18 protein-coding genes and 1 tRNA gene are annotated in these 21,255 nt (G+C 60.8%); 5 read left to right on the forward strand and 14 right to left on the reverse strand.

What is annotated here, in order from left to right; genetic code table 11:
• Positions 1-9: 9 nt before the first annotated feature.
• The 4 genes from AC1965_RS07125 to fabI form a co-directional block, all read right to left on the reverse strand.
• A complete protein-coding gene (locus tag AC1965_RS07125; protein ID WP_483886589.1) occupies positions 10-1,854 on the reverse strand; it encodes a peptidyl-prolyl cis-trans isomerase in 1,845 nt (614 codons plus the stop codon).
• 31 nt (positions 1,855-1,885) lie between these two features.
• Positions 1,886-3,067 carry an aminotransferase gene (locus AC1965_RS07130; protein WP_483886590.1) on the reverse strand — a complete coding sequence of 394 codons (1,182 nt, stop codon included), beginning with the start codon at positions 3,065-3,067 and terminating at the stop codon, positions 1,886-1,888.
• Positions 3,068-3,130: 63 nt separating this feature from the next.
• A complete protein-coding gene (gene gpt, locus AC1965_RS07135; RefSeq protein WP_483886591.1) occupies positions 3,131-3,649 on the reverse strand; it encodes a xanthine phosphoribosyltransferase in 519 nt (172 codons plus the stop codon).
• 24 nt (positions 3,650-3,673) lie between these two features.
• Entirely contained in the window at positions 3,674-4,480 is an 807-nt protein-coding gene (gene fabI, locus AC1965_RS07140) for an enoyl-ACP reductase FabI (protein ID WP_483886592.1), read from the reverse strand.
• A 235-nt stretch (positions 4,481-4,715) separates the two neighbouring features.
• On the opposite strand from fabI, the gene pdxH reads away from it, so the two are divergent.
• From pdxH to AC1965_RS07165, 5 genes are all read left to right on the forward strand, one after another.
• A complete protein-coding gene (pdxH, locus tag AC1965_RS07145; RefSeq protein ID WP_483886593.1) occupies positions 4,716-5,321 on the forward strand; it encodes a pyridoxamine 5'-phosphate oxidase in 606 nt (201 codons plus the stop codon).
• A 101-nt stretch (positions 5,322-5,422) separates the two neighbouring features.
• Positions 5,423-5,968 carry a cold-shock protein gene (locus AC1965_RS07150; RefSeq protein ID WP_483886594.1) on the forward strand — a complete coding sequence of 182 codons (546 nt, stop codon included), beginning with the start codon at positions 5,423-5,425 and terminating at the stop codon, positions 5,966-5,968.
• Positions 5,926-6,435: a DUF192 domain-containing protein gene (locus tag AC1965_RS07155; RefSeq protein ID WP_483886595.1), complete on the forward strand. Its 510-nt coding sequence runs from the start codon at positions 5,926-5,928 to the stop codon at positions 6,433-6,435. Before AC1965_RS07150 ends, AC1965_RS07155 begins: the two co-directional genes overlap by 43 nt.
• Before the next feature lie 145 nt (positions 6,436-6,580).
• A tRNA-Pro gene (locus AC1965_RS07160) sits at positions 6,581-6,657 on the forward strand.
• Between the two features lie 734 nt (positions 6,658-7,391).
• Positions 7,392-11,048, forward strand: a complete 3,657-nt coding sequence (locus AC1965_RS07165; RefSeq protein ID WP_483886596.1) for a vitamin B12-dependent ribonucleotide reductase — start codon at positions 7,392-7,394, stop codon at positions 11,046-11,048.
• Between the two features lie 395 nt (positions 11,049-11,443).
• Here AC1965_RS07165 and AC1965_RS07170 read toward each other — a convergent pair whose 3' ends face one another.
• The 10 genes from AC1965_RS07170 to AC1965_RS07215 all read right to left on the reverse strand — a co-directional run bounded on the left by AC1965_RS07170 (position 11,444) and on the right by AC1965_RS07215 (position 21,244).
• A complete protein-coding gene (locus AC1965_RS07170) occupies positions 11,444-12,301 on the reverse strand; it encodes an NHL repeat-containing protein (RefSeq protein ID WP_483886597.1) in 858 nt (285 codons plus the stop codon).
• The gene (locus tag AC1965_RS07175; protein WP_483886598.1) at positions 12,298-13,503 is read right to left on the reverse strand and encodes an amidase family protein; all 1,206 of its coding nucleotides are present in this window, start codon (positions 13,501-13,503) and stop codon (positions 12,298-12,300) included. The genes AC1965_RS07170 and AC1965_RS07175 overlap by 4 nt, the downstream gene beginning before the upstream one ends.
• An 11-nt stretch (positions 13,504-13,514) precedes the next feature.
• A complete protein-coding gene (locus AC1965_RS07180) occupies positions 13,515-14,813 on the reverse strand; it encodes a TRAP transporter large permease (RefSeq protein ID WP_483886599.1) in 1,299 nt (432 codons plus the stop codon).
• 2 nt (positions 14,814-14,815) lie between these two features.
• Entirely contained in the window at positions 14,816-15,286 is a 471-nt protein-coding gene (locus AC1965_RS07185; protein ID WP_483886600.1) for a TRAP transporter small permease, read from the reverse strand.
• A 136-nt stretch (positions 15,287-15,422) separates the two neighbouring features.
• Positions 15,423-16,382: a TRAP transporter substrate-binding protein gene (locus tag AC1965_RS07190; RefSeq protein WP_483886601.1), complete on the reverse strand. Its 960-nt coding sequence runs from the start codon at positions 16,380-16,382 to the stop codon at positions 15,423-15,425.
• Between the two features lie 70 nt (positions 16,383-16,452).
• A complete protein-coding gene (locus tag AC1965_RS07195; RefSeq protein WP_483886602.1) occupies positions 16,453-17,121 on the reverse strand; it encodes a hypothetical protein in 669 nt (222 codons plus the stop codon).
• 186 nt (positions 17,122-17,307) lie between these two features.
• Complete coding sequence (locus AC1965_RS07200) at positions 17,308-18,186, reverse strand: LysR family transcriptional regulator (protein WP_483886603.1); 879 nt, start codon at positions 18,184-18,186, stop codon at positions 17,308-17,310.
• A 193-nt stretch (positions 18,187-18,379) separates the two neighbouring features.
• Positions 18,380-19,396, reverse strand: coding sequence for a proline racemase family protein (locus AC1965_RS07205; protein ID WP_483886604.1), 1,017 nt, complete (start codon positions 19,394-19,396; stop codon positions 18,380-18,382).
• A 45-nt stretch (positions 19,397-19,441) separates the two neighbouring features.
• Entirely contained in the window at positions 19,442-20,722 is a 1,281-nt protein-coding gene (locus AC1965_RS07210; RefSeq protein WP_483886605.1) for a TRAP transporter large permease, read from the reverse strand.
• 18 nt (positions 20,723-20,740) lie between these two features.
• A complete protein-coding gene (locus AC1965_RS07215) occupies positions 20,741-21,244 on the reverse strand; it encodes a TRAP transporter small permease (RefSeq protein WP_483886606.1) in 504 nt (167 codons plus the stop codon).
• Positions 21,245-21,255 lie beyond the last annotated feature (11 nt).

The following is a 21,255-nucleotide window of genomic DNA, read 5'->3' on the forward strand; positions in this document are numbered from 1 at the left end:
GCTTGCCTTTTAGGGGAAGTTTACGTGTACGGCGTTGACGGCCTGCTGGTCGATCTGCGGTTTGGCACCGGCGACAACGGCATCGGCGTAGATGCTAAAGAGATCCTGCGCCAGCGCCTGATCAAGCTGTTCACCAAGTCGGTCCATCAGTTGCGCGGTGGCGTCGTCGTCGGCGGCAGGGGTGATGGCATCAAGGCGCACGATCACCACGGATTCAGCGGCAGGCAGCACGGCGACATGGCCTTCTTCGAGGTCAAAGACCTGCTCCATAAAGCCTTCGGGGGTGCCTTCGACGTAGGCGTCGCGGGTCATGCCTTCGTTGATCTGCGGGATCAGGCTGGCCGCCTCAAAGGATGCTTCGGTGCCTAGGGTGGCTGTCAGGGTTGCGGCCTTGGATACCAGACGGTCGACGGTCTGATCGGCACGCCATGCGGTGCGCACCTCGGCGCGGGCGGCGTCAAAGGGGTTGGGCCGCGCGGGCAGTTCTTCGTCCAGACGCATGGCAAAGACACCGCCATCGTCGAGCTGTTCGATCTTGGGGAAATCGCTGGTTTTCAGCGCGGCGGCAGCCTGACGGAAACCGGCATAGGCGGCGATGTCGTCGGAGCTGTCGGCGGTCCAGTCGATTGTGCCAAGGCGCATCTTGGTGGTTTCTGCCAGGTCTTCCAGTTTGGCACCGCCGGCCAGAAGATCGTCCAGCTCGGCTGCTTTTGCCTCGACCATGCGGATGGCGCGGGACCGGGCGAGGGTCTCGTTCAAGGTTTCGCGGACGTCTTCAAAGCTGGTGTTCTGCGCGGGCAGCACGCCATTCACACGAAACAGGGCAGGCCCCAGACCGGTGGGCAATGGGCCTACGATATCGCCCGCTTCGGCGGCAAAGACCGCTTCGCCTGCGGCGTCAAGTTCAAGGCGGCCTACATCGCCCATATCGACATCGGCAAGGGCCAGACCGCGTTCTTCTACCAGCGCCTCGAATGTGGTGCCGTCGACTTCGAGCGCGGCTGCGGCCTGATCGGCAGATTCAGCGTCGGCAAAGACCAGACGTTCCACAAGGCGGCGTTCGGGTTTGATGTATTCATCGGCGCGGGCGTCATATTCGGCGCGCAGTTCTTCTTCGGGGACGTCGACCTCGTCCAGCAGATCATCGGGCGAGAGCCAAGCATAGGTGATCCGCTTGGTCAGGGGCAGCATGAACGCGTCGGCGTTGGCGTCGTAATAGGCGCGCAGGTCGTCATCGCTGGCGGCGGGCAGCGGCGTGTCGAGATTGCTGGCGTCCAGCACGGCCCAGGTAAAGCTCCGCTTTTCGGCCACGTAATCGACCAGCGTGCGGGCATAGGTGTCGGGCATGGCAACACCGCCGAGGATCGCGCCCTGAAGCAGGGTGCGGGCGGCTTCTTCGCGCAGGGTGGTTTCAAACTCGGCCTCGCTGATGCCGCCCTGTTGCAGGGCAAAGCGGTAGCCTTCGCGGTCGAATTTGCCGTCGATGCCCTGAAAGGCGCTGATGCTGAGAATGTCATCGCGCAGGGTTTCGTCGCCAATGGAGATGCCCATTTCGTCGGCTTCGTGATCCAGCGCGCGGTTGCGCACGATGCGTTGCAGCACGGCCCGGTCAAGGCCCATTTCCTGCGCGCGGGCAAAGGGAACGGACTGGCCTGCCTGCGCCTCGATCGCGCGGATTTCCTGCTGAAGCTGGCGGGCGTATTGATCGACCGAGATAGTCTTGTCACCCACGGTGCCGATGCTGCGGATATTGCCGCTGAGATTGATCGCGCCAAAGCCGCCGAGGCCGAGGATCAAAAGGCCCATCAGAATCCAGACGGCGGTCTTTGAAATGCTAGAGCCTTTTTTGGCCATGGTGACGGTCCCTCGTTAAATTTGGACCTGTCTATGCGTTGCGTGGCAGCGCTGCAAGCCTCTCGAAAAGCTGAGTTATGCCCGCCGCGTCGAGGTTGGCAAAGGCGATGCGCAACTGGCGCGTGCCGCTGTCATCACCCTCGGGCGCGAACATGGTGCCGGGCAGGCAAAGCACGCCTGCGTCGCGCACCAGTTTCGGCGCCAGATCAGCCGATGACATGGCAAAAGGGTGCTGCATATAAGCGAAATAGCCGCCAAGACCGAGCAGTTTCCATCCCAGTGCGCTGAGTTTTGGCATCTGTGCTGTGATCGCGGCGCGCCGGGCCAGAATCTCGTCGCGTTCCGCTGCCAGCCAAGGGCCGAGGTTCTGCATGCCCCAAAGCGCGGCATACTGGCCGATCTGGGCCGGGCAAATCGCAACGGTGTCGAGGAATTTCTCGACCTCGGCCAGACGCGCGGCGCTGGAGACCATCGCCCCGACGCGGTGCCCGGTCAGGCGGTAGGCCTTGGAAAAGGAATAGAGGTGGATCAGGGTGTCGTGCCAATCGGGGTCTTGGAACAGCCGATGCGGCGGGCCGGTGCGGCTGTCGAAATCACGGTAGGTTTCATCGAGGATCAGCGCGATGCCGTGTCGGCGTGCGAGGTCAAAGAAGGCCTGCACCAGATCGGCGGGATATTCGACGCCGCTGGGGTTGTTGGGCGTGACCAGTGCGATGGCGCGGGTGCGTGGTGTGATCAGCGCCTCGGCGCGGGCGGGGTCAGGCAGCAAATCTGCTTCGGTTGGCAGGGGCACGGCGTGTAAACCGCTCATGTCCAGCCACATTTTATGGTTGAAATACCATGGTGTTGGAAGAATTACTTCATCCGATTCGGTACACAGCATGGCGATGGCTGCTGCAAAAGCCTGATTGCAGCCTGACGTGATGCAGACCTGATCCGGCGTGACGGTGCCTGCGTAATGCGCGCCGGTCTGCGCGGCCAGTTCGACGCGCAATTCCGGCAAGCCCAACACCGGGCCGTAGAGATGCGCATCGTCATTGTTCAGCGCCACATCTGCCATCACCTGTCGCAGCGCGGCGGGCGGCGGATCAACCGGGGCGGCCTGGCTCACGTTGATCAGCGGGCGGTCAGGCGTAAAGGTGACGCCGTTGAGCCAGCGGCGCGCCTCCATCACGGGCGGGGCGAAAGTGGTGGCGGTGCGTGAAAGAGACATTGGTGGAATCCGGATAAAAAGGCGGATGGAAATACAGGACCAAAGAGAGGCCGCGTTGTGCGATCAGTCCTTGCCGCGATAGGGTTCGACGTATTGCAGCGCCATGTCCCAGGGGAAGAAAATCCAGGTGTCCTGGCTGACCTCGGTGATAAAGGTATCGACCTGCGGGCGGCCTTTTGGCTTGGCATAGACGGTGGCGAAATGCGCTTTGGGGTACATCGCGCGCACCACCTCAAGGGTTTTGCCGCTGTCGACCAAATCGTCGATGATCAGGATACCTGTGCCGTCACCCATGAGGGCTTTGTCCGGGGATTTCAGCACCTTGGCTTCGGCCTGATCCTGATGGTCGTAGGATTTGATCGAGATGGTATCGACGGTGCGAATGTCCAGCTCGCGCGCGGCGATCATGGCGGGCGCCATGCCGCCACGGGTGATGGCCACAACGGCGCGCCATGCGCCGTCATCCGGGCCTTGGCCATCCAGCCGCCAGGCCAGCGCGCGGCTGTCGCGGTGAATCTGGTCCCAGGAGATGTGAAAGCCTTTCTCGTGGGGCAGGCGGCTGTCGTCTTTTGTATCGCTCATGTGATCGTCCCTCGGGGCAGGTGCTTATTCTTTCGACATGTCAGGCGCGTCCACGGCCTTCATGCCTACCACGTGATAGCCCGCGTCGACGTGCAGATTTTCGCCCGTGGTGCCCGAGCCGAGATCCGACAGCAGATAGAGCGCGGCCTTGCCGACTTCTTGGATTGTGACATTGCGGCGCAGGGGTGAATTGTATTCATTCCACTTCATGATGTAGCGGAAATCACCGATACCGGAGGCGGCCAGTGTCTTGATCGGCCCGGCGGAGATTGCGTTGACGCGGATGCCATCCTTGCCCAGATCTTCGGCCAGGTATTTCACCGATGCCTCTAGCGCGGCCTTGGCCACACCCATCACGTTATAGTGCGGCATGACTTTTTCCGCACCGTAGTAGGTGAGGGTCACGGCGCTGCCGCCTGGGTTCATCATCTTTTCGGCCCGCTGCATAATGGCGGTGAAAGAATAGACGGAGATGTCCATCGACATGGCGAAATTGCCGCGGCTGGTGTCGACATAGCGTCCACGCAGTTCATTCTTGTCGGAAAAGCCGATGGCGTGCACGACAAAATCAAGCGAGTCCCAGCGCGATTTCAGGCCGTCAAACAGCGCGTCAATCGACGCTTCGTCGCCCACGTCGCAGGGCAGGACGATATCACTGCCCAGTTGCGCCGCCAGCGGGTCGACGCGTTTCTTCAAGGCGTCGCCCTGATAGGAAAAGGCCAGATCCGCCCCGGCATCCGCCAGCGCCTGCGCCACACCCCATGCGATGGACTTGTCATTGGCGAGGCCCATGATCAGCCCCCGCTTGCCCTTCATCAGTTCATTTCCCATTCCGCACCGTGCCCCATATTCTAATTTACTGAACTTTGGTTTAGGCGATTGCGCGGGTGCCAGCAAGACTACTGCGCACCGGGGGCGTCTGGTCGCGGTTTTGGCCGGCGTTCGGCAGAGGCTGACCGGATTTGGGTCAGCGGTGACGTTTTTGTTGTTGGACTAATTCTTATGATATAGCGCTGTATGCGATTGCTAGGCGGGGGCCATGCGACGATAGGGGACGTAGAGCGCGATGGAAGTACGCAAGGGGATTTTTGCCGGGGATGATCCGTTTGAGATCGCGCAGCGCTGGCTGAGCGAGGCCGAAGCAAGTGAGCCGAATGATCCCAACGCCATTGCATTATCTACTGTTGATGCAGACGGTCTGCCAAATGCGCGGATGGTTCTGCTGAAGGAAATCGAGGCGGCGGCGTTTGTGTTCTATACAAACTACGGCAGCGCCAAGGCGGTCGAGCTGGACGGAGCGGGCAAAGCGGCCTTTGTCATGCATTGGAAATCGCTGCGCCGTCAGGTCAGGGTCCGCGGGCTGATCAGCCGCGAAGAAGGGCGCCAGGCAGATGCCTATTACGCGTCACGATCGCTCAAAAGCCGTTTGGGGGCCTGGGCGTCAAAGCAGTCGCAGCCCCTGTCGGGACGCAGTGCATTGATGGCTGAGGTGGCCAAGGTGACGGCCCGTCACGGCACGGCACCGACGCGGCCACCGTTCTGGGGCGGCTACCGGGTGACCCCTGTAGAGATTGAATTTTGGGCGGATGGCGAATTTCGGCTGCATGATCGTTTCCAGTGGCGTCGCACCGATCCGCAAGCGCCCTGGCAGATCACGCGCCTGAACCCATAGCGCGGGGCAGATGCGGTGCCGGTGCCCGGTAGGGCCTACGGCGCCTGGTATCTGTGGCCTGTAAGACTACTGAAACACTATTGACCAATCGAAGGACCGACGTGTCAGAGCTCGAAGAAGATAAGCAAGCGCTCAAGGGTGTGGTAAAGTGGTTTGATCCCATCAAGGGGTTCGGTTTTGTGGTGTCTGACACCGGCGGACCGGATGTATTGCTGCACGTCAATGTCCTGCGCAACTTTGGCCAAAGTTCGGTTGCCGACGGGGCGCGGGTGGAATTGTTTGCCCAGCAGACCGATCGCGGGGTGCAGGCGACGACGATCGTGTCGATCCAGCCGCCCGAAGGCACCCAAGCCGCTGTGCTGAGCGATATTGCTGGTCTTGATGCGGCAGCAGTGGCGGCAGAGCCGTTGCAGCCAGCGCGGGTCAAGTGGTTTGACAAGACCAAGGGTTTTGGGTTTGCAAATGTCTTTGGCAGCCGCGAAGATGTTTTTCTGCATGTCGAAGTGCTGCGCCAGTCCGGTCTGTCAGACCTGCAACCGGGCGAAGCCTTGGCGATGCGGGTCATCGAGGGCAAGCGCGGCCATATGGCTGCTGAGGTACAGGCATGGGAAACAGTGCAGATCGACAAGCCCGAGGGCAGCATCTGATCGCCATGGCCCTTGTGGTGCTGGCCACGGGGGGGGCAGGGGCCGCGCAGGCGGCCGCAGGTGCGTGCCGCGACGATGCAGTCATGCTGCGGGGCGACTGGGGCAAGGCGCGGTTTTCCATCGAAGTGGCGGATGAACCCGAAGAACAGGCGCGCGGGCTGATGCATCGTACCTCGCTGCCGGGCAGTGCGGGCATGTTGTTCATCTACGCGTCGCCCCGGCGGCTGAGCTTTTGGATGCGCGACACACTGATTCCACTCGACATGCTGTTCATCGATGCGCGCGGGGTGGTGCAATACATCCATCACCGGGCGGTGCCGCTGGACGAATCCCCGATTCCGGGCGGTGACGATCTATTGTCGGTGCTTGAGATCAACGGCGGCATGTCCGAGCGATTGGGCATCACCGTCGGCACCCAGCTGCGTCACCCGGCGTTTGCGACATATGATCCGGCCTGGCCCTGCTGAGAGGCGCGTTTCGTCGGGTTTTTTCCAGCTTTTGCGCCACAGGCAGACCGCGCAGAGCGGCGCGGCAGATAAATTGCGGATAATCACAGGATCGGGCCAAACAGGGCTTTTCAATTCCTTTGCTAATGGCTAAAGAAGCCCCAGTCGGAGCGTGGCGCAGCCTGGTAGCGCACCTGTTTTGGGTACAGGGGGTCGGAGGTTCGAATCCTCTCGCTCCGACCACTTTCACCAGCATTGAAGTCTTGGTCGGTTCGCGCCGTTTGGCGTGTGACGCGGCGCGCGGTGATCTGCATGGTGCCAACACCCCCCCCCTCATTTAAACACAAGATATAGCGTTGGCGCGCTGGCGTGCTGCTGTCCGTAGCGGTAAGTGCCGGGGGAATGGTTGCAATTCTGCCATTTCGCTTGCGCGCCACGATGCGCCGCTGCGGCCCGGTGACAATTTATTTTGCGCGCCGGATCTGCCCTCCAACGGGTTGTGGAAAACCGGTCTAGCCTGTGGATGAATTCAAGTGACGGGTGAAGAAATCTGCCTAAGCCCGCACCATCGTTTGATTATTCCGAACCGGGAGCAATGCCACCCCTGCGGGTATCTTTGGGGATATCGTGGGGCTGAATCGGTTGGCGTCTGACGGACCCAAAGATGAGGGACGTGGTCAACCGCAAGAATGAGAAAAAAGCGTAAAAAAAGCGTTGACCAAATAGGGTCGGATACGTCAGTTTGTATGGACCGACGATGACGCCACAAGATGTAGTGGTTAACGCTCGAAAGGCGCATCGCGGTGCAGAGACAGGCAAACGACATAATTCGTTCCGTATTTTGGTCATCACCGGGCATTTGCAAGGTCGATGAGCGGTGTTTCTGCGCCTTGCACGGTGACGAGAATTTGGTGGAGGCGGCCTGCAATGACAGGAACGGCTTCGAGTTTGAAATTGCTGGATATGAGGCAGCGACAATGAAAATTGAACGTAAATTTACCAAAGCCGGGCAGGATGCCTATGCGGATCTGGATTTCATCACAACGGTGTCGGAAATCCGCAACCCTGACGGATCGGTTGTGTTCAAACTCGACAATGTTGAAGTGCCCAAAAGCTGGAGCCAAGTCGCCAGCGACGTGATTGCACAGAAGTATTTCCGCAAGGCGGGCGTGCCGTCAGCGGTGAAGAAGGTCAAGGAAAAGGACGTGCCGGAGTTCCTGTGGCGTTCGGTCCCTGCCGAAGGCGCCACCATGGGCGGCGAGACGTCTTCCAAGCAGGTGTTTGACCGTCTGGCCGGTGCCTGGGCCTATTGGGGTTGGAAAGGTGGCTATTTCACCACCGAAGCCGACGCCAAATCCTATTACGACGAAATGCGTCACATGTTGGCCAGCCAACGATCCGCGCCCAACAGCCCGCAGTGGTTCAACACCGGTCTGCACTGGGCCTACGGCATCGACGGCCCGGCGCAGGGGCATTACTATGTGGATCACAAGACCGGCAAGCTGACGCGCTCCAAATCCTCGTACGAGCACCCACAGCCGCACGCCTGTTTCATTCAGTCGGTTGCTGATGATCTGGTGGGTGACGGCGGTATCATGGACCTGTGGGTGCGTGAGGCGCGTCTGTTCAAGTACGGCTCGGGTACGGGCACCAACTTTTCCAGCCTGCGCGCAGCCGGCGAAAGCCTGTCGGGTGGCGGCAAATCATCCGGCCTGATGGGGTTCTTGAAAATTGGTGACCGCGCAGCGGGCGCGATTAAATCGGGTGGCACGACGCGCCGCGCGGCCAAGATGGTGATCGTCGATGCCGACCACCCCGATATTCAGGAATTCATCAACTGGAAGGTGCTGGAAGAGCAGAAAGTGGCGTCGATCGTCGCAGGCTCTAAAATGCACGAGCAAAAGCTGAACCTGATCTTCAAGGCAATTGCCGCCTGGGATGGGCTGGAAGAAGATGCCTATGACCCAGCCAAAAACGACCAGCTGAAACAGGCGATCCGCGAGGCCAAAAAGGTCGCGATCCCAGAGACTTATGTCAAGCGCGTGTTGGATTATGCCAAGCAGGGCCACACCAGCATCGAATTTCCGACCTATGATACCGACTGGGATTCCGAAGCTTATAATTCGGTATCGGGCCAGAACTCCAACAACTCGATCCGCGTCACCAATGCGTTTCTGACGGCTGTTGAAAAAGACGCCGATTGGGAATTGTTGGACCGCACGACGGGGCGCGTGTCCAAGACCATCCGCGCCCGTGATCTGTGGGATCAAGTCGGTCACGCCGCATGGGCCTGTGCCGATCCGGGCATCCAGTACCACGACACCGTGAACGACTGGCACACCTGCCCAGAAGACGGCGCGATCCGGGGGTCAAACCCTTGTTCGGAATATATGTTCCTGGATGACACCGCCTGTAACCTCGCATCGATGAACCTGCTGACGTTCTTGCAGGACGGCGAATTCATGGTCGAAGACTACATGCACGCCTCGCGTTTGTGGACCGTGACACTGGAAATCAGCGTGATGATGGCACAGTTCCCGTCCAAGGAAATCGCGCAGCGGTCGTATGATTTCCGCACGCTGGGTCTGGGCTATGCAAACATCGGCGGGTTGCTGATGAACATGGGCTATTCCTATGACAGTGACGAGGGCCGCGCGCTTTGTGGTGCGCTGACTGCGATCATGACCGGTGTGGCCTATGCCACCTCTGCCGAAATGGCGGGTGAGCTGGGGCCATTCCCCGGCTACAAGAAAAACAGCGCCCATATGCTGCGTGTCATCCGCAACCACCGCAATGCCGCTTATGGCAACACAGGTGGCTATGAGGCGCTGTCGGTGAAACCCGTCGCACTGGATCACGGCAACTGTCCGCAGCCCGGTCTGGTCGATGTGGCGATGTCATGCTGGGATGAGGCGCTGAAGCTGGGCGAAACGCACGGCTATCGCAACGCGCAGACATCGGTGATTGCGCCTACGGGCACCATCGGTCTGGTAATGGATTGTGACACCACGGGTATCGAGCCTGACTTTGCGCTGGTGAAGTTCAAGAAGCTGGCGGGCGGTGGTTATTTCAAGATCATCAACCAATCCGTGCCTGCGGCGCTGGAAAAGCTGGGCTATGGTTCGGCCCAGATCGAAGAGATTGTCGGCTATGCGGTCGGTCACGGCACCATCGGCAACGCGCCGGGGATCAACCACACCACACTGATGGGGCACGGTTTTGGCGCCAATGAGCTGGCCAAGGTCGATGCCGCGCTCAAGCAGGCGTTTGATATCCGGTTCGTGTTCAACCAGTGGACGCTGGGCGAAGAGTTCTGCACGCAGGTCTTGGGCATCCCTACGGAAAAGCTGAACGATCCGACCTTTGATCTGCTGAAATCCCTGGGATTTTCGCGCAAGGACATCGAGGCCGCCAACGATCACGTCTGCGGTACGATGACCCTGGAAGGCGCGCCGCACCTGCGCGAAGAGCACTACAGCATCTTTGATTGCGCCAATCCATGTGGCAAAAAAGGCAAGCGGTTCCTTGGGGTTAACAGCCACATCACCATGATGGCCGCGGCACAGTCGTTCATTTCGGGGGCGATTTCCAAGACCATCAACATGGCCAATGACGCGACCATCGAAGATTGTCTGAAAGCCTATGAGCTAAGCTGGTCGTTGGGCATCAAGGCCAACGCGCTGTACCGCGATGGGTCGAAGCTGAGCCAGCCACTGGCAGCGTCGCTGGTCGAGGACGACGAGGAAGCAGCCGAGACGCTGGAAAGCGGCAATCCGCATGAAAAGGCCAAGGTTCTGGCCGAAAAGATCGTGGAAAAGATCATCGTCAAGGAGATCATCAAGTCGCACCGCGAAAAGATGCCACAGCGCCGCAAGGGCTATACCCAAAAGGCGAATGTCGGCGGGCATAAGGTCTATCTGCGCACGGGCGAATACGAAGACGGCAAGCTGGGTGAGATTTTCATCGACATGCACAAGGAAGGTGCGGGTTTCCGCGCCATGATGAACAACTTTGCCATCGCCGTGTCGGTGGGTCTGCAATACGGTGTGCCGCTGGAAGAGTTCGTTGACGCCTTTACCTTTACCAAGTTCGAGCCTGCCGGCATGGTGCAGGGCAACGACAGCATCAAGCAGGCGACCTCGATCCTGGATTACATCTTCCGCGAATTGGCAGTGTCTTACCTCGACCGGACCGATCTGGCGCATGTGAAACCCGAAGGGGCCACATTTGATGATCTGGGCAAGGGCGAAGAAGAGAACGTCGCCAATGTGACCGAGTTGAGCGAACGGGCCGCCAGCAATTCGCTGGAAGTGCTGCGCCAGATCAGCTCGACCGGGTATCTGCGTAACCGTTTGCCGCAGGAACTGGTGGTGTTGCAGGGTGGCCAGATGCGCAGTGCGAGTGCGGCATTGGAAACGCTGGTGCCTGATGTGTCGGCCAGTGGCGGTGTCGCGGTGGCAATGGCGTCCACCACGGCAGTGTCGTCCGGCGCGGTTGGGCTGGACGCCCGCACCAAGGCCAAGATGCAGGGCTATGAGGGCGAGGCCTGCGGCGAATGTGGCAACTACACGCTGGTGCGCAACGGCACCTGTATGAAGTGCAACACCTGTGGTGGGACATCTGGGTGTAGCTGAGGGGATCGCGTGCCGGGAAGGGGCGTGTAGGGCAGGGCCGCAAGGCCCGCCCGACGAGATACGGGGGGGCGCTGGTTATTGCGCTCCACAAGTTACCGGGGTGGCTCTCATCGTTCCCAAGTGGAACGACTGCCGCCACCTCGTCGCCCCGGTCGTTGGCCGGGACGACGTACACGGGGCGGGTGCGCTCGCCCCCTGACGACGTTCAGGCCGCAGGCAAAATATTACCGAGCGGTTAACATACTGAGCCTGAACGGCGAAACTAGCGGAGCGCTTTGGCGCTCCGTTTTTTTTGTGGGATGAGGAGGTGGGTCGGCGCGACCCTGAGGAAGAACAAGGCTGCTCTCAGGTGCCTGTGCAGGCTGCGCCCAGCTTTGCTGCCGGGCAAAGGGTTTTCATGCAGCGGGGGCCACCGGGATCAGAAGTGTCACGCGGTCGGGGTTCATGTCGGCGATGACGATGGTCCCGTCAGGCTGCACCGCCAAGCCATGTCCGTAGGTCGAAAATGTGCGGCAACGACCGACCAAAGCGCCGTTCGGGGCATATGCCGACAGGCGTGGGGTCTGATCGGTGACAAGAAACGTGCCATCGGGCGTCACGGCCACCGCCATCGGTTTGTGCAGCCCGTCGATCTGGGCCAGCCAGGTGCCGTCGCCGTCAAATAGCTGAACACGGTTGTTTTCCCGGTCTGCCACGCAGAGCCTGCCTTGGGTGTCGAACACGATGCTGTGCGGCGTTGAAAATGCGCCGGGTCCGGCACCGGGGTAGCCGAAGCTGTCGAGGTGGCGCAGGTCGGCGTCGAAAATATGCACGGCGCTGTTGCCATAGCCGTCGGCGATGTAATATCGGCCATCCGGTCCCTGCACACAGTCGCATGGGTGGTTGAACGGGCGTCCAAGGCCGGGCCTTTCGCCACAGTCCAGGCGCGCGACCTCTTGCAGGGCGCCATCAAGCAGCACGATCTTGTGCCCATCCATATCCGTGGCGGCCAGCCGATCAGTGCCGAGGCTGCGCAGCCCATGACCGCAGACAAATTGCGGCAAGGGCGCGGCTTGGGTCAGGACTGTACCGTCGAGGGTCAGCGTGACCAGATCGGGTGCATGCCGTCTGAGGGCCACGATCCTGTCGCTCTGCACAGCCACATCTGTGATGCCGGACAAAGCCGCATCAGTAACATGCTGCACACGGTAGCGCTGCGGCCCCAGCGCCACGTAAGCGCTGGGGCGATTGGGGGGCGTGGCGGATGCGATCACAGCACGCCGTGCAGTGTTTCGGCCATGTTCAGCAGCATCGCGTCGGCGCCACCTGCGGCGGTCAGCATCAGGCCTGCGCCCGGATATTGCGTCAGCGGAATGCTCACCGAACAGCCGTCAATCACATTGCCGAAACTGGTGTTTCGCAGCGCCAGCAGGTTGATGCGGTCATAGGTGGCATCGTCGCTCAGCGCGTCGAGCTTGGGCGGCATGATGGCCACGCTGGGCAGTGCCAGAGGCGTGTCGCCAAACAGGTGCGCGGCCTGCGCGATCAGTGCCTCGCGGGCGACCAATGTGCGGGCATAGTCGGTGGCTGCAACACCATCGGCGCGCGCCATGCGCGATGCGACGCGCGGGTCCAGCGCCTCGCGTGCCGTGTCGAAGTGGGCGCCGTGATGCGCGCGCGATTCCACCGCCGAGAACTGCCAGACCGGCAGGGCGCGGTAGCGATCAAAGATATCGAGCGAAAGCCGCCGCACCGCCACACCAGCGGCCGCGAGGGCGCTCAGGCCCGCCTCGAACGCCTCGGCCACCTCTGCGTCCAACTCGTCCATGCCAAAGTTTTCTGGCACGATGACCGCGCGGGGCATGGCGGTATCGGGCAGGGCGGTGTCACGCAGCACATTCAATGCCGGGCGCAGCAGGCCAGCCTCGCGGGTCAGAACGCCCACGCTGTCGAGGGAGTGCGACAGCGCCACAGCCCCGTCGCGCGGAATGGTGTGTGCCGTCGGTTTGAACCCGAACAGACCGCAAAACGCCGCCGGGATACGGACGGAACCGCCAGTGTCTGTTCCCAGCGCGATATCGGCGACGCCACGCGCCACGGCAGAGGCCCCACCCGAGGTCGACCCGCCCGCGATACAGCCCGCGCGCAGCGGGGTCAGCGGGGTGCCGTAATGTGGGTTCAACCCAAGGCCGGAATAGGCAAATTCGGTCATGTTGGCGTGACCGATCAGCCCCGCCCCGGCGTTGCGCAGGCGGGCGACTGCCACGGCATCTTGGGGGGCGGGGGATGTGTCCTTGCGCACGACGGTGCCAGCGCGGGTGGCATAGCCGCGTACATCAAACAGATCCTTGACCGCGACGTTCAGCCCGGACAAACAGCCTTCGCCTTGGACCGGGTCATCAAAGACCTGGGTGAAGTCGGGCGCTGCGGCCTCGGCGCGGGCGGCGTCGAGCAGGGATTGGGGGGTGGTGTTCATGTTCTCAACCTTCATAGGGTTTTCTGTACAAGCCAGGTTGCGATGCCGGGAAAGGCGGTCAGCAAGACAACGGCAAGCACAAGGATCAGGAAATATGGGACGACCATGCGGGTAATCTCGAAGATCGACTTGCCGGTCAAGTTCTGGATCACAAACAGATTAAACCCCAGTGGCGGCGTGATCTGCGCCATTTCCACCACGATGATCAGGTAGATGCCGAACCAGACCGGATCAATACCCACGGCGGCCACGGCGGGCATGACGACCGACGTCGTCAGCACCACGATCGAGATCCCGTCAAGGAAACAGCCCAGCAGCACGAAGAACACGGTCAGCACGGCGATCAGCCCGTTTGCGCTAAGCCCGCTTGCCGAAATGATTTCGGCCAATTGGCCGGGCAGGCCGGAAAAGCTCATTGCTGAGGTCAGGAATGCGGCCCCCAGCAGGATCAGCCCGATCATGGCAGAGGTGCGGGTGGCGCCCAGAAGGGAATCGATGAAGGTTTCGATGCTGAGTGATCTGCCGAAGGCTGCGATGATCAGCGCGCCTGCGACACCGATGGCGGCAGCTTCGGTTGCGGTGGCGACACCGGCGTAGATTGACCCGATCACCCCGATGATCAGCCCGACCACGGGCAGCAACATGCGCAGGCGGCGCAGGCGTTCGCCCACGGAAACGCGCGGTTCGGGGGCAGGCACGCCGTCCGGGTTCAGTTTGGACCACAGCGCGATATAGCCTGAAAACAGCGCCATCAGCATCAGCCCCGGCACCACACCCGCAATGAACAGGCGGTTGACCGAAACCTGGGCCGCGACGCCGTAGACGATCATCACGATGGACGGCGGGATCAGCAGGCCCAATGTCCCCGACCCGGCCAGTGACCCGATCGCCAGACGATCAGCGTAGCCGCGCGCCTTTAGTTCGGGCAGTGAGATGCGCCCCACGGTCGCCGTTGTCGCGGCCGAAGAGCCTGAAACGGCGGCAAAGATCCCGCAGCCGACGACATTTACATGCGCCAGGCCACCCGGCAGGCGGCCAACCCAAGGCGCCAGCCCGGAAAACAGGTCTTCGGCCAGACGGGTGCGGTACAGGATTTCGCCCATCCAGATGAAGAGCGGCAGCGCGGTTAGTGTCCAACTGGCCGAATTGACCCACATGGTGGTGCCCAGAATGGCATCCACCGGGGTTGAGGTGAACAGCATAAAGATCACGACGCCCGAGGCCATCAGCGCGACGCCAACCCAGACGCCGAGCCCCAAAAGCACCAGCAGTGTAAAGACCAGCACGGCAGATTGTGTAATGATATCCATGGTTATTCTCCGCGTGCCTGTTCTTGGGTGTCGTCAAGTTCGACCGGCAGGCTGAGGATCAGGCGCAGGCTGCGTTCGGCAAAGGCCAGTGCAAACAGCACCGATCCGAGCACCATCGCCGACTGCGGTATCCAAAGCGGCACTGCCACCACGCCTTGGCTGACTTCGTTGTAGGTCCAGCTTTCGGCGACATAGCCAAAGATCGCCCAGGCAACCCACCCCATCAATGCGGTGGCAAAGAGTGCCGACATGACATCGGCGGCGTGGCCCAGCCCCACAGGCATCAACTGCCGCAGGGAGGTGACGCGAATATGGTCGCCGCGCACCAAGGTGGCGGGCAGCGCGAGGAAGATCGAAGCGCTTAGACCCCAGGCGGCAAAATCGTCAGCCGAGGGGATCTGACTGCCCATCAAGCGCAGACCGATTTGCGACAGGATCAGCACCGCAATCCCCAACAGGGAAAGCGCGGCCAAAGCTCCGCAAAAGTTAAATATATAGCGTGTCAACAACATGATGGCGGGCTCCAAAACAGGACGGCGGCCGGGGTGCGCGCATCCCGGCCAGTTTGCAAAACGGCCCGGGGCATCACGTACCCCGGGCCTGTCTGGATCACTTCATCGCGTCGACGATTATCTGACCTTCGTTGCCGGCCTGTTCCAGCCATTCGGCCCGCATTGTCGCGGCGATGGTGTCAAAGTCGGTTACAAGGCCTTCGGGCGTCGGCAGCACCTTCATGCCGTTTTCAGCCATCGTTGCGGTCGCTTCGCCGGTGGCGGTTTCGGCCATCTCAAAGCCGCGTGTTTCAGCCAGTTCGGCGGCCTCTTGCAGGGCTGTCTGGACCTCGGGGGACAGGCCGTCGTAGGCGGATTTGTTCACGATCACCATGTTTTTGGGCAGGAAGGCCTGAACATCATAGTAGTGCGAGACGAAATCCCACGCCTGGCTGTCAACGCCGGTCGAGGGTGAGGTGATCATGCCGTTGATCACACCTGTCGAAAACGCCTGGCTGATTTCGGCTGTGGCGATGGTGGCAGGCACGGCGCCCAGCAGTTCGGCCAGACGGGCCGTGGACGGGTTATAGGCGCGGAATTTGACGCCATTGAACGATGTGGCATCGGTCACTTCTTGATTCATGTAGATGCCCTGTGGCGGCCAAGGTGCGGCGTAGAGCAGAACAAGCCCGTCTGCGGCCAGCTTTTCCTCGTAGATCGGGCGCGACGCTTCCCATAGCTTGCGTGCCTCGTCAAAGTTGGTGGCCAGAAGCGGCACCGCGTCGGCAGAATAGACTGCATCTTCGTTGCCAAGTGCGGAAATCAGCACTTCGCCAATCGGAACGATGCCACGCTGGACGCCGCGCTTGAGATCGGGGCGTTTCAGCAGGACTGAGTTCGACACCACGTCGATTTCCAGCGCGCCGTCCGACAAACGGGCCACATCTTGGGCGAACTCACGGATGTTTTTGGTCAAGTAGTTGCCGTCCGGGGCGTCGGCGGACATCTTCCAGGTTTCGGCGTGGGCAAGGCCGGCGGTCAGCGCGGCGATGGCAGTTCCGATAAGAAAAGTCTTCATGTCAGGTATCTCCTTGTTGGGTCGCTTGTTGTCCCCGTCTTGCGGAACTCGCAAGACAGGGTGGTTGGTTTTAGTCTTCCAATGCGGGCAGATCGTGTTCGTCCAGCGCCCACATCAGGCGGAAGGTCTCGGCCTCGCGCACGGCGCTGCCCAACTCTTCGGTCAACTGGCGCAGCGTGGCCTCTGCGATCGGTTCGGACGATACGTCCACGGCGATGCAGGGGGCCAGAACGCGGCCTTGGGTGTCCTCGGAGGGCAGGGGTGTGGAGAGGGTTTCATCCGGGATCATGTGGTGCACACGCAGGACGCCGTCTTTGTCCAACAGGGTGCTGAGCACCTTGCCGACGGCGTCATTTTCAAGGGCACCAGGTTTCAGTTCAATCAGAACAAGCGCGCTGCCCCAGCCAAACCCGCCTTCCTGTGCGACATGCATGACGCGGCGACGGGTGTTGGACATGCGGCCAAAATTTGTGACCGACCACTGGGTCTGTTTGGTAAAGGCCTTTTGATAGGCCGCCGATGTGAAATCGGCCAGGCTGCTGGCCCGGTACAGCGCGAGGTAGCGGCGGGCAGAACCTGACACAGAACGGTAGCGTCGTGCGCCGGTGAAACCGGGGATGCGCACGCGTTCTTCCATATGTTCACGATCGTACCACTGGTTGAAATCGGCCTCGTGATCAGGGTCGATGTCGCTCCAGACAAAGAGCTGCGCCTGATCTGTGTTACGTATCTTGGTCATTCGGCATCCCGATCTTTGGACAGAACTCTGCCGGCACGTGGCGGGCATGTCCCGCCGCCGTCAAAGCGCGGTAAGGCTCTGTCGATTGCTGTTAGCGGCAACCTCGGGCAGATGCGGGATATCCACAAACGGGATTATTCATGGGGGGGTGATCGGGTTTTCCGATCATGCCACGCGGCGCAGGGATCACGTCAGTTTCTGGTGACGCTTTGCGCAGGCGCGTGCCAGTTCGGCAATGGCCTTGTAGGTGGCCGCGTCTGAGCTGCGCCGCCAGACGCAGTACAGCGGCAGAGCAGGTAATTTTGCAGCTACATCAAGCTCGTACAGGCCCGGCCCAGCCAGATCGCAGGCCAGTGGCAGTGTCGCAATGCCCAGGCCGCGCCTTGTCAATCTGGCGATCGCGGCCATTGAGGTGATGCAATGCACGATTGAGGGTCGCAGCCCGCGTTCACTGAACAGCGCAAGGACATTGGCGTGGGGGCGGGAATTGCGGGTAAATGTGATCAGCGGGCTGCTGACCACATCGGACAGCGACAACGATTCGTCGCGCATCCCTTCGGGTCCGAACCAACCCATTGCCAGCGGTGGAAGGTCTGCGCAGACGCAGGTTTCATCATGCCGTTCGTCGGTTGTCAGCAGCATGTCCAGCGCCCCGCGTTCAAAGGCGGCGGCGATGTTTGGCGTGGGTTCGACCGTCAGTTCCAGCTCAAGCCGGGGATAGCAGCGCGCAACTTCCTCGATCAGATCACACAGCCATGTGTGGACCACGGACGACACCAGCCCCAGACGAACACGCCCGACGGCCGTCGTTGGATCAGACAGGGTTTCGCGCAGTTTGCGTTCGGTGGTCAGGATATCCTGCGCCTTGTCGAGTATCAGCGCGCCGGCGACGGTGATCCGGGTGGCATGAAATTCGCGGTCAAACAGATCGACCCGCAGTTCCGTTTCCAGGGATGAGATGCGGCTGGAAACCGTTGCCTGGCTGACATTCAACTGCTGGGCGGCGGCACGAAAGCTGCCCAGATTTGCGACCGTAACGAAGGTTTCCAAAAAACGCGTGTTCACCGTGATTGTGTCCCTGTTCGTTGCGGTTGCGAAGGATGAGGGTACGGTTTGCCAGCACCGAAGTCACTATGGTGTGCATCGCGGCACACGGGCAGTGCAGGTCCGTCGCAGTTTCTGGATACAGTGGGCCTAGGGGGGGGGCAGCGCAACAAGAGAAACCCCTGCTGCGCTGGTCCGTTTCAAAGCCAGATGCTTAGGTGATGGTGAACCCGCGACCAACCGGATCGGTTTCATCAATCAGCCATTTGGCGTAGCCGACAACTTTGGCGGTGCCTTTTACCGTGGGGATCACGGCGCGTTGGCTGCCCAGCATCGTCTCGCCCAGCAGTTGACCTTCAAAGCGGCCCTGGCCAAGCAGGCCCTCGGACTTGATGGTTTCGCCGATTTTCATTTTTCCGCGTGCTTCGAACATCGCCATCATCATCGACGTCCCGGTGCCGCCTGGTGAGCGATCCAGTTTACCGTCACTGAACACGTGGACGTTACGGTACAGGCTGTCAGCGTGATCGGGTTCCTGCCAGAATGTTGTGAAATTCAGGCCCTGAATGTGCTTTTCGGTGGGGTGCTGGATTCTCATTTTGGCGTTGATCTGGTCTTTGACCAACACACCCATTTCCGACAACAGCTTGCCGTTCTGGGGGCCGATCGGGCGCGCGTTGTCCGGCCATTTCACCACGGCGAAAAAGTTGCCGCCAAAGGTAATGTCGGCCGTCAGGTCACCGTAGCCGGGCAGGGTGATGGGCACGTCCTGTTCCAGCACAAAGGCGGGCACGTTCTGGAATTTGGTCCAGGCAATCTGCCCGTTCTCGCGGCCGACTTCTGATGTCACGTCGCCTGCGGGTGTTTCAAAGCGGATCTTGGTCACGTCGCCGCCGGCATCGTGGACAAGCCCGTGTGACACCAGTGCCATCGACAGCGCGATCGTGCCATGGCCGCACATTTCCATGAAGTCGTCCCCGTCGCACCACAGCATCCCGGCGTCGTAATCCGGGCTGGAGGGGGGCGTGACAAAAACGCCGACCATATCGTGATGGCCGCGCGGTTCGCGCAGCAGGGCGGTGCGGACAAAATCATAGTTATCGCGGATGAACTGGCGCTTTTCAGTCACGCTCAGCCCATGCGGGTAGGGAATGCCGCCATGGATGATGCAGGTGGGTTCACCATCGGTGTGAGTGTAGATCACATCGACGAAACGGTTGTTGGTCATCATTGGACAGAGTCCTCCTGTAGGTTTTCTTTAGGATTGGAAAAATTGTCAGAGTCCGAGGGCGCGCGGGATCAGCAGGACCAGTTGATCGGGAAAGGCGATCACAGCACCGAGAACAAGGAACATCACCGCGATGAAGGGCAGATTGGCGCGGGTCAGCGAGAGAATATCCACCTTGGCAATCACGCTGGTGATGAAAAGGGCGGCACCCACCGGCGGCGTCTGTTGCCCGATCCCCCAGCACAGCACCACGACCATGCCAAAGTGGATGGGGTCGATGCCCAGCAGTTTGACCGCGGGGATGAACAGCGGCACGATGATAAAGATCATCGCGATCCCGTCCAGAAAGGTGCCTGCGATAATCATGATCGCGCTGAGCATGATCAGGAACATGGTGGGCGACATTTCCATCTGCGCCAGAGGGGCGAGGATGCTGTCAGCCAGTTGCTCAAAGGTAAAGGCAAAGCCCATGACATGCGCGGTGGCTGTCACCAGCATCACGGCACCCGACAGGACCGCCGCCTCGCAGAAGGTCTGATAGAGGACGCGAATTTTCAGCGTGCGGTAATAGAACATCCCGACGCAGATGCCGTAAACCACGGCCACGGCGGAGGCTTCGGTGGGGGTAAACACACCGCCCAGGATGCCGCCCAGAATGATCGCGGGCATCAGCAACGCGGGCAGCGCCTTGCCAAAGGCAAAAACCATGCGTTTGCCACTGAACGGTGCCTCGACAGGGTAGCCTTCGCGCACCGAGATGATCCAAGCGACGATGATCAGCGCGACACCCAGCAGCAGACCGGCCATAAGCCCTGCGGCAAACAGCGCACCGGTGGAGATGCCGAGGTAGGCGCCCAGGATAACCATCGGAACACTGGGCGGGATGATGATGCCGATGGTCGAGGACGCAGCGGTGACGGCGGCGGTAAAGGGGCGGCTGTAGCCACGTTTGATCATCGGGTCGATAATCATGCCGCCGACCGCTGCCGTGTCGGACATGGATGTGCCGCTCATCCCGGCAAAGAACATGGACGTGACGACGTTCACCGCCGCCAGACCGCCGCGCATCTGCCCCACGAGGGTTTTGGCAAATTCGATCAGATGGCCGGAGATCCCGCTGCGGCTCATGATCTGGCCTGCCAAAATGAACAGTGGCACGGCGAGCAACGGGAAGCTTTGAACGCCGCGGTACAGCCGTTGGGCGACGATCAGTTGGTCGACGTCGCCCATCCAGAAGATGCCGATGGCGATGCAGACCAGCGCAAAGGCGATGGGCAGTCCTATCCCGATCAACCCCAGGAGGATGCAGAGGATCAAAAGCAGTTCCATATGTGTCTTATCCTGTGGTCAAAGATCGAAGGGGGCAGAATTGGTGTCGCTGCGGCTGTCGGGGTCGATACCCTGCCGGATACGCGGCAGGCTGCGCGCAAACTGCACCACAGCATCAACGCAGATCAGCGCGCCGGCCAGCGGGATGGCGGCATAGAGCCACGCGCTTGATATTTCCAATACGTTGGTTGTCTGTTCGGCAAAGCGCACGACCTGCCGACCGCCGTACCATGCCATGATCGCGCCGACGCCGCCGATCAGCACCTGGTTGAACAGGAACAATACACCCTGCGCCCAGTTTGGCAGGTAGCGCACAAATACATCCACTTTCAGATGCGCCCCGCGCCGCAGCGCCAGATAGCTGCCCAGAAATGTAATGTAGGTGAGCAGGGCCAGCGACACCTCAAAGCTCCAACTTAGGGCATTATCGAGGAGATAGCGGTATATCACTGCCAGAAATGCGACGCTCACGGCTGCGAGCAGCAAGGCCGCGATGATCGCTTCGAGTATCCGGTTGATCATGGCTATCTCCT

It is taken from the genome of Sulfitobacter sp. KMM 9851, from assembly GCF_057178245.1.

Excerpts from the sequence above, each read along its gene's own strand:
- AC1965_RS07125 (WP_483886589.1), bottom strand. The coding sequence starts at position 1,854 with ATGGCCAAAAAAGGCTCTAGCATTTCAAAGACCGCCGTCTGGATTCTG.
- AC1965_RS07130 (WP_483886590.1), bottom strand. The coding sequence starts at position 3,067 with ATGTCTCTTTCACGCACCGCCACCACTTTCGCCCCGCCCGTGATGGAG.
- gpt (WP_483886591.1), bottom strand. The coding sequence starts at position 3,649 with ATGAGCGATACAAAAGACGACAGCCGCCTGCCCCACGAGAAAGGCTTT.
- fabI (WP_483886592.1), bottom strand. The coding sequence starts at position 4,480 with ATGGGAAATGAACTGATGAAGGGCAAGCGGGGGCTGATCATGGGCCTC.
- pdxH (WP_483886593.1), top strand. The coding sequence starts at position 4,716 with ATGGAAGTACGCAAGGGGATTTTTGCCGGGGATGATCCGTTTGAGATC.
- AC1965_RS07155 (WP_483886595.1), top strand. The coding sequence starts at position 5,926 with ATGGGAAACAGTGCAGATCGACAAGCCCGAGGGCAGCATCTGATCGCC.
- AC1965_RS07165 (WP_483886596.1), top strand. The coding sequence starts at position 7,392 with ATGAAAATTGAACGTAAATTTACCAAAGCCGGGCAGGATGCCTATGCG.
- AC1965_RS07175 (WP_483886598.1), bottom strand. The coding sequence starts at position 13,503 with ATGAACACCACCCCCCAATCCCTGCTCGACGCCGCCCGCGCCGAGGCC.
- AC1965_RS07180 (WP_483886599.1), bottom strand. The coding sequence starts at position 14,813 with ATGGATATCATTACACAATCTGCCGTGCTGGTCTTTACACTGCTGGTG.
- AC1965_RS07190 (WP_483886601.1), bottom strand. The coding sequence starts at position 16,382 with ATGAAGACTTTTCTTATCGGAACTGCCATCGCCGCGCTGACCGCCGGC.
- AC1965_RS07195 (WP_483886602.1), bottom strand. The coding sequence starts at position 17,121 with ATGACCAAGATACGTAACACAGATCAGGCGCAGCTCTTTGTCTGGAGC.
- AC1965_RS07205 (WP_483886604.1), bottom strand. The coding sequence starts at position 19,396 with ATGATGACCAACAACCGTTTCGTCGATGTGATCTACACTCACACCGAT.
- AC1965_RS07210 (WP_483886605.1), bottom strand. The coding sequence starts at position 20,722 with ATGGAACTGCTTTTGATCCTCTGCATCCTCCTGGGGTTGATCGGGATA.
- AC1965_RS07215 (WP_483886606.1), bottom strand. The coding sequence starts at position 21,244 with ATGATCAACCGGATACTCGAAGCGATCATCGCGGCCTTGCTGCTCGCA.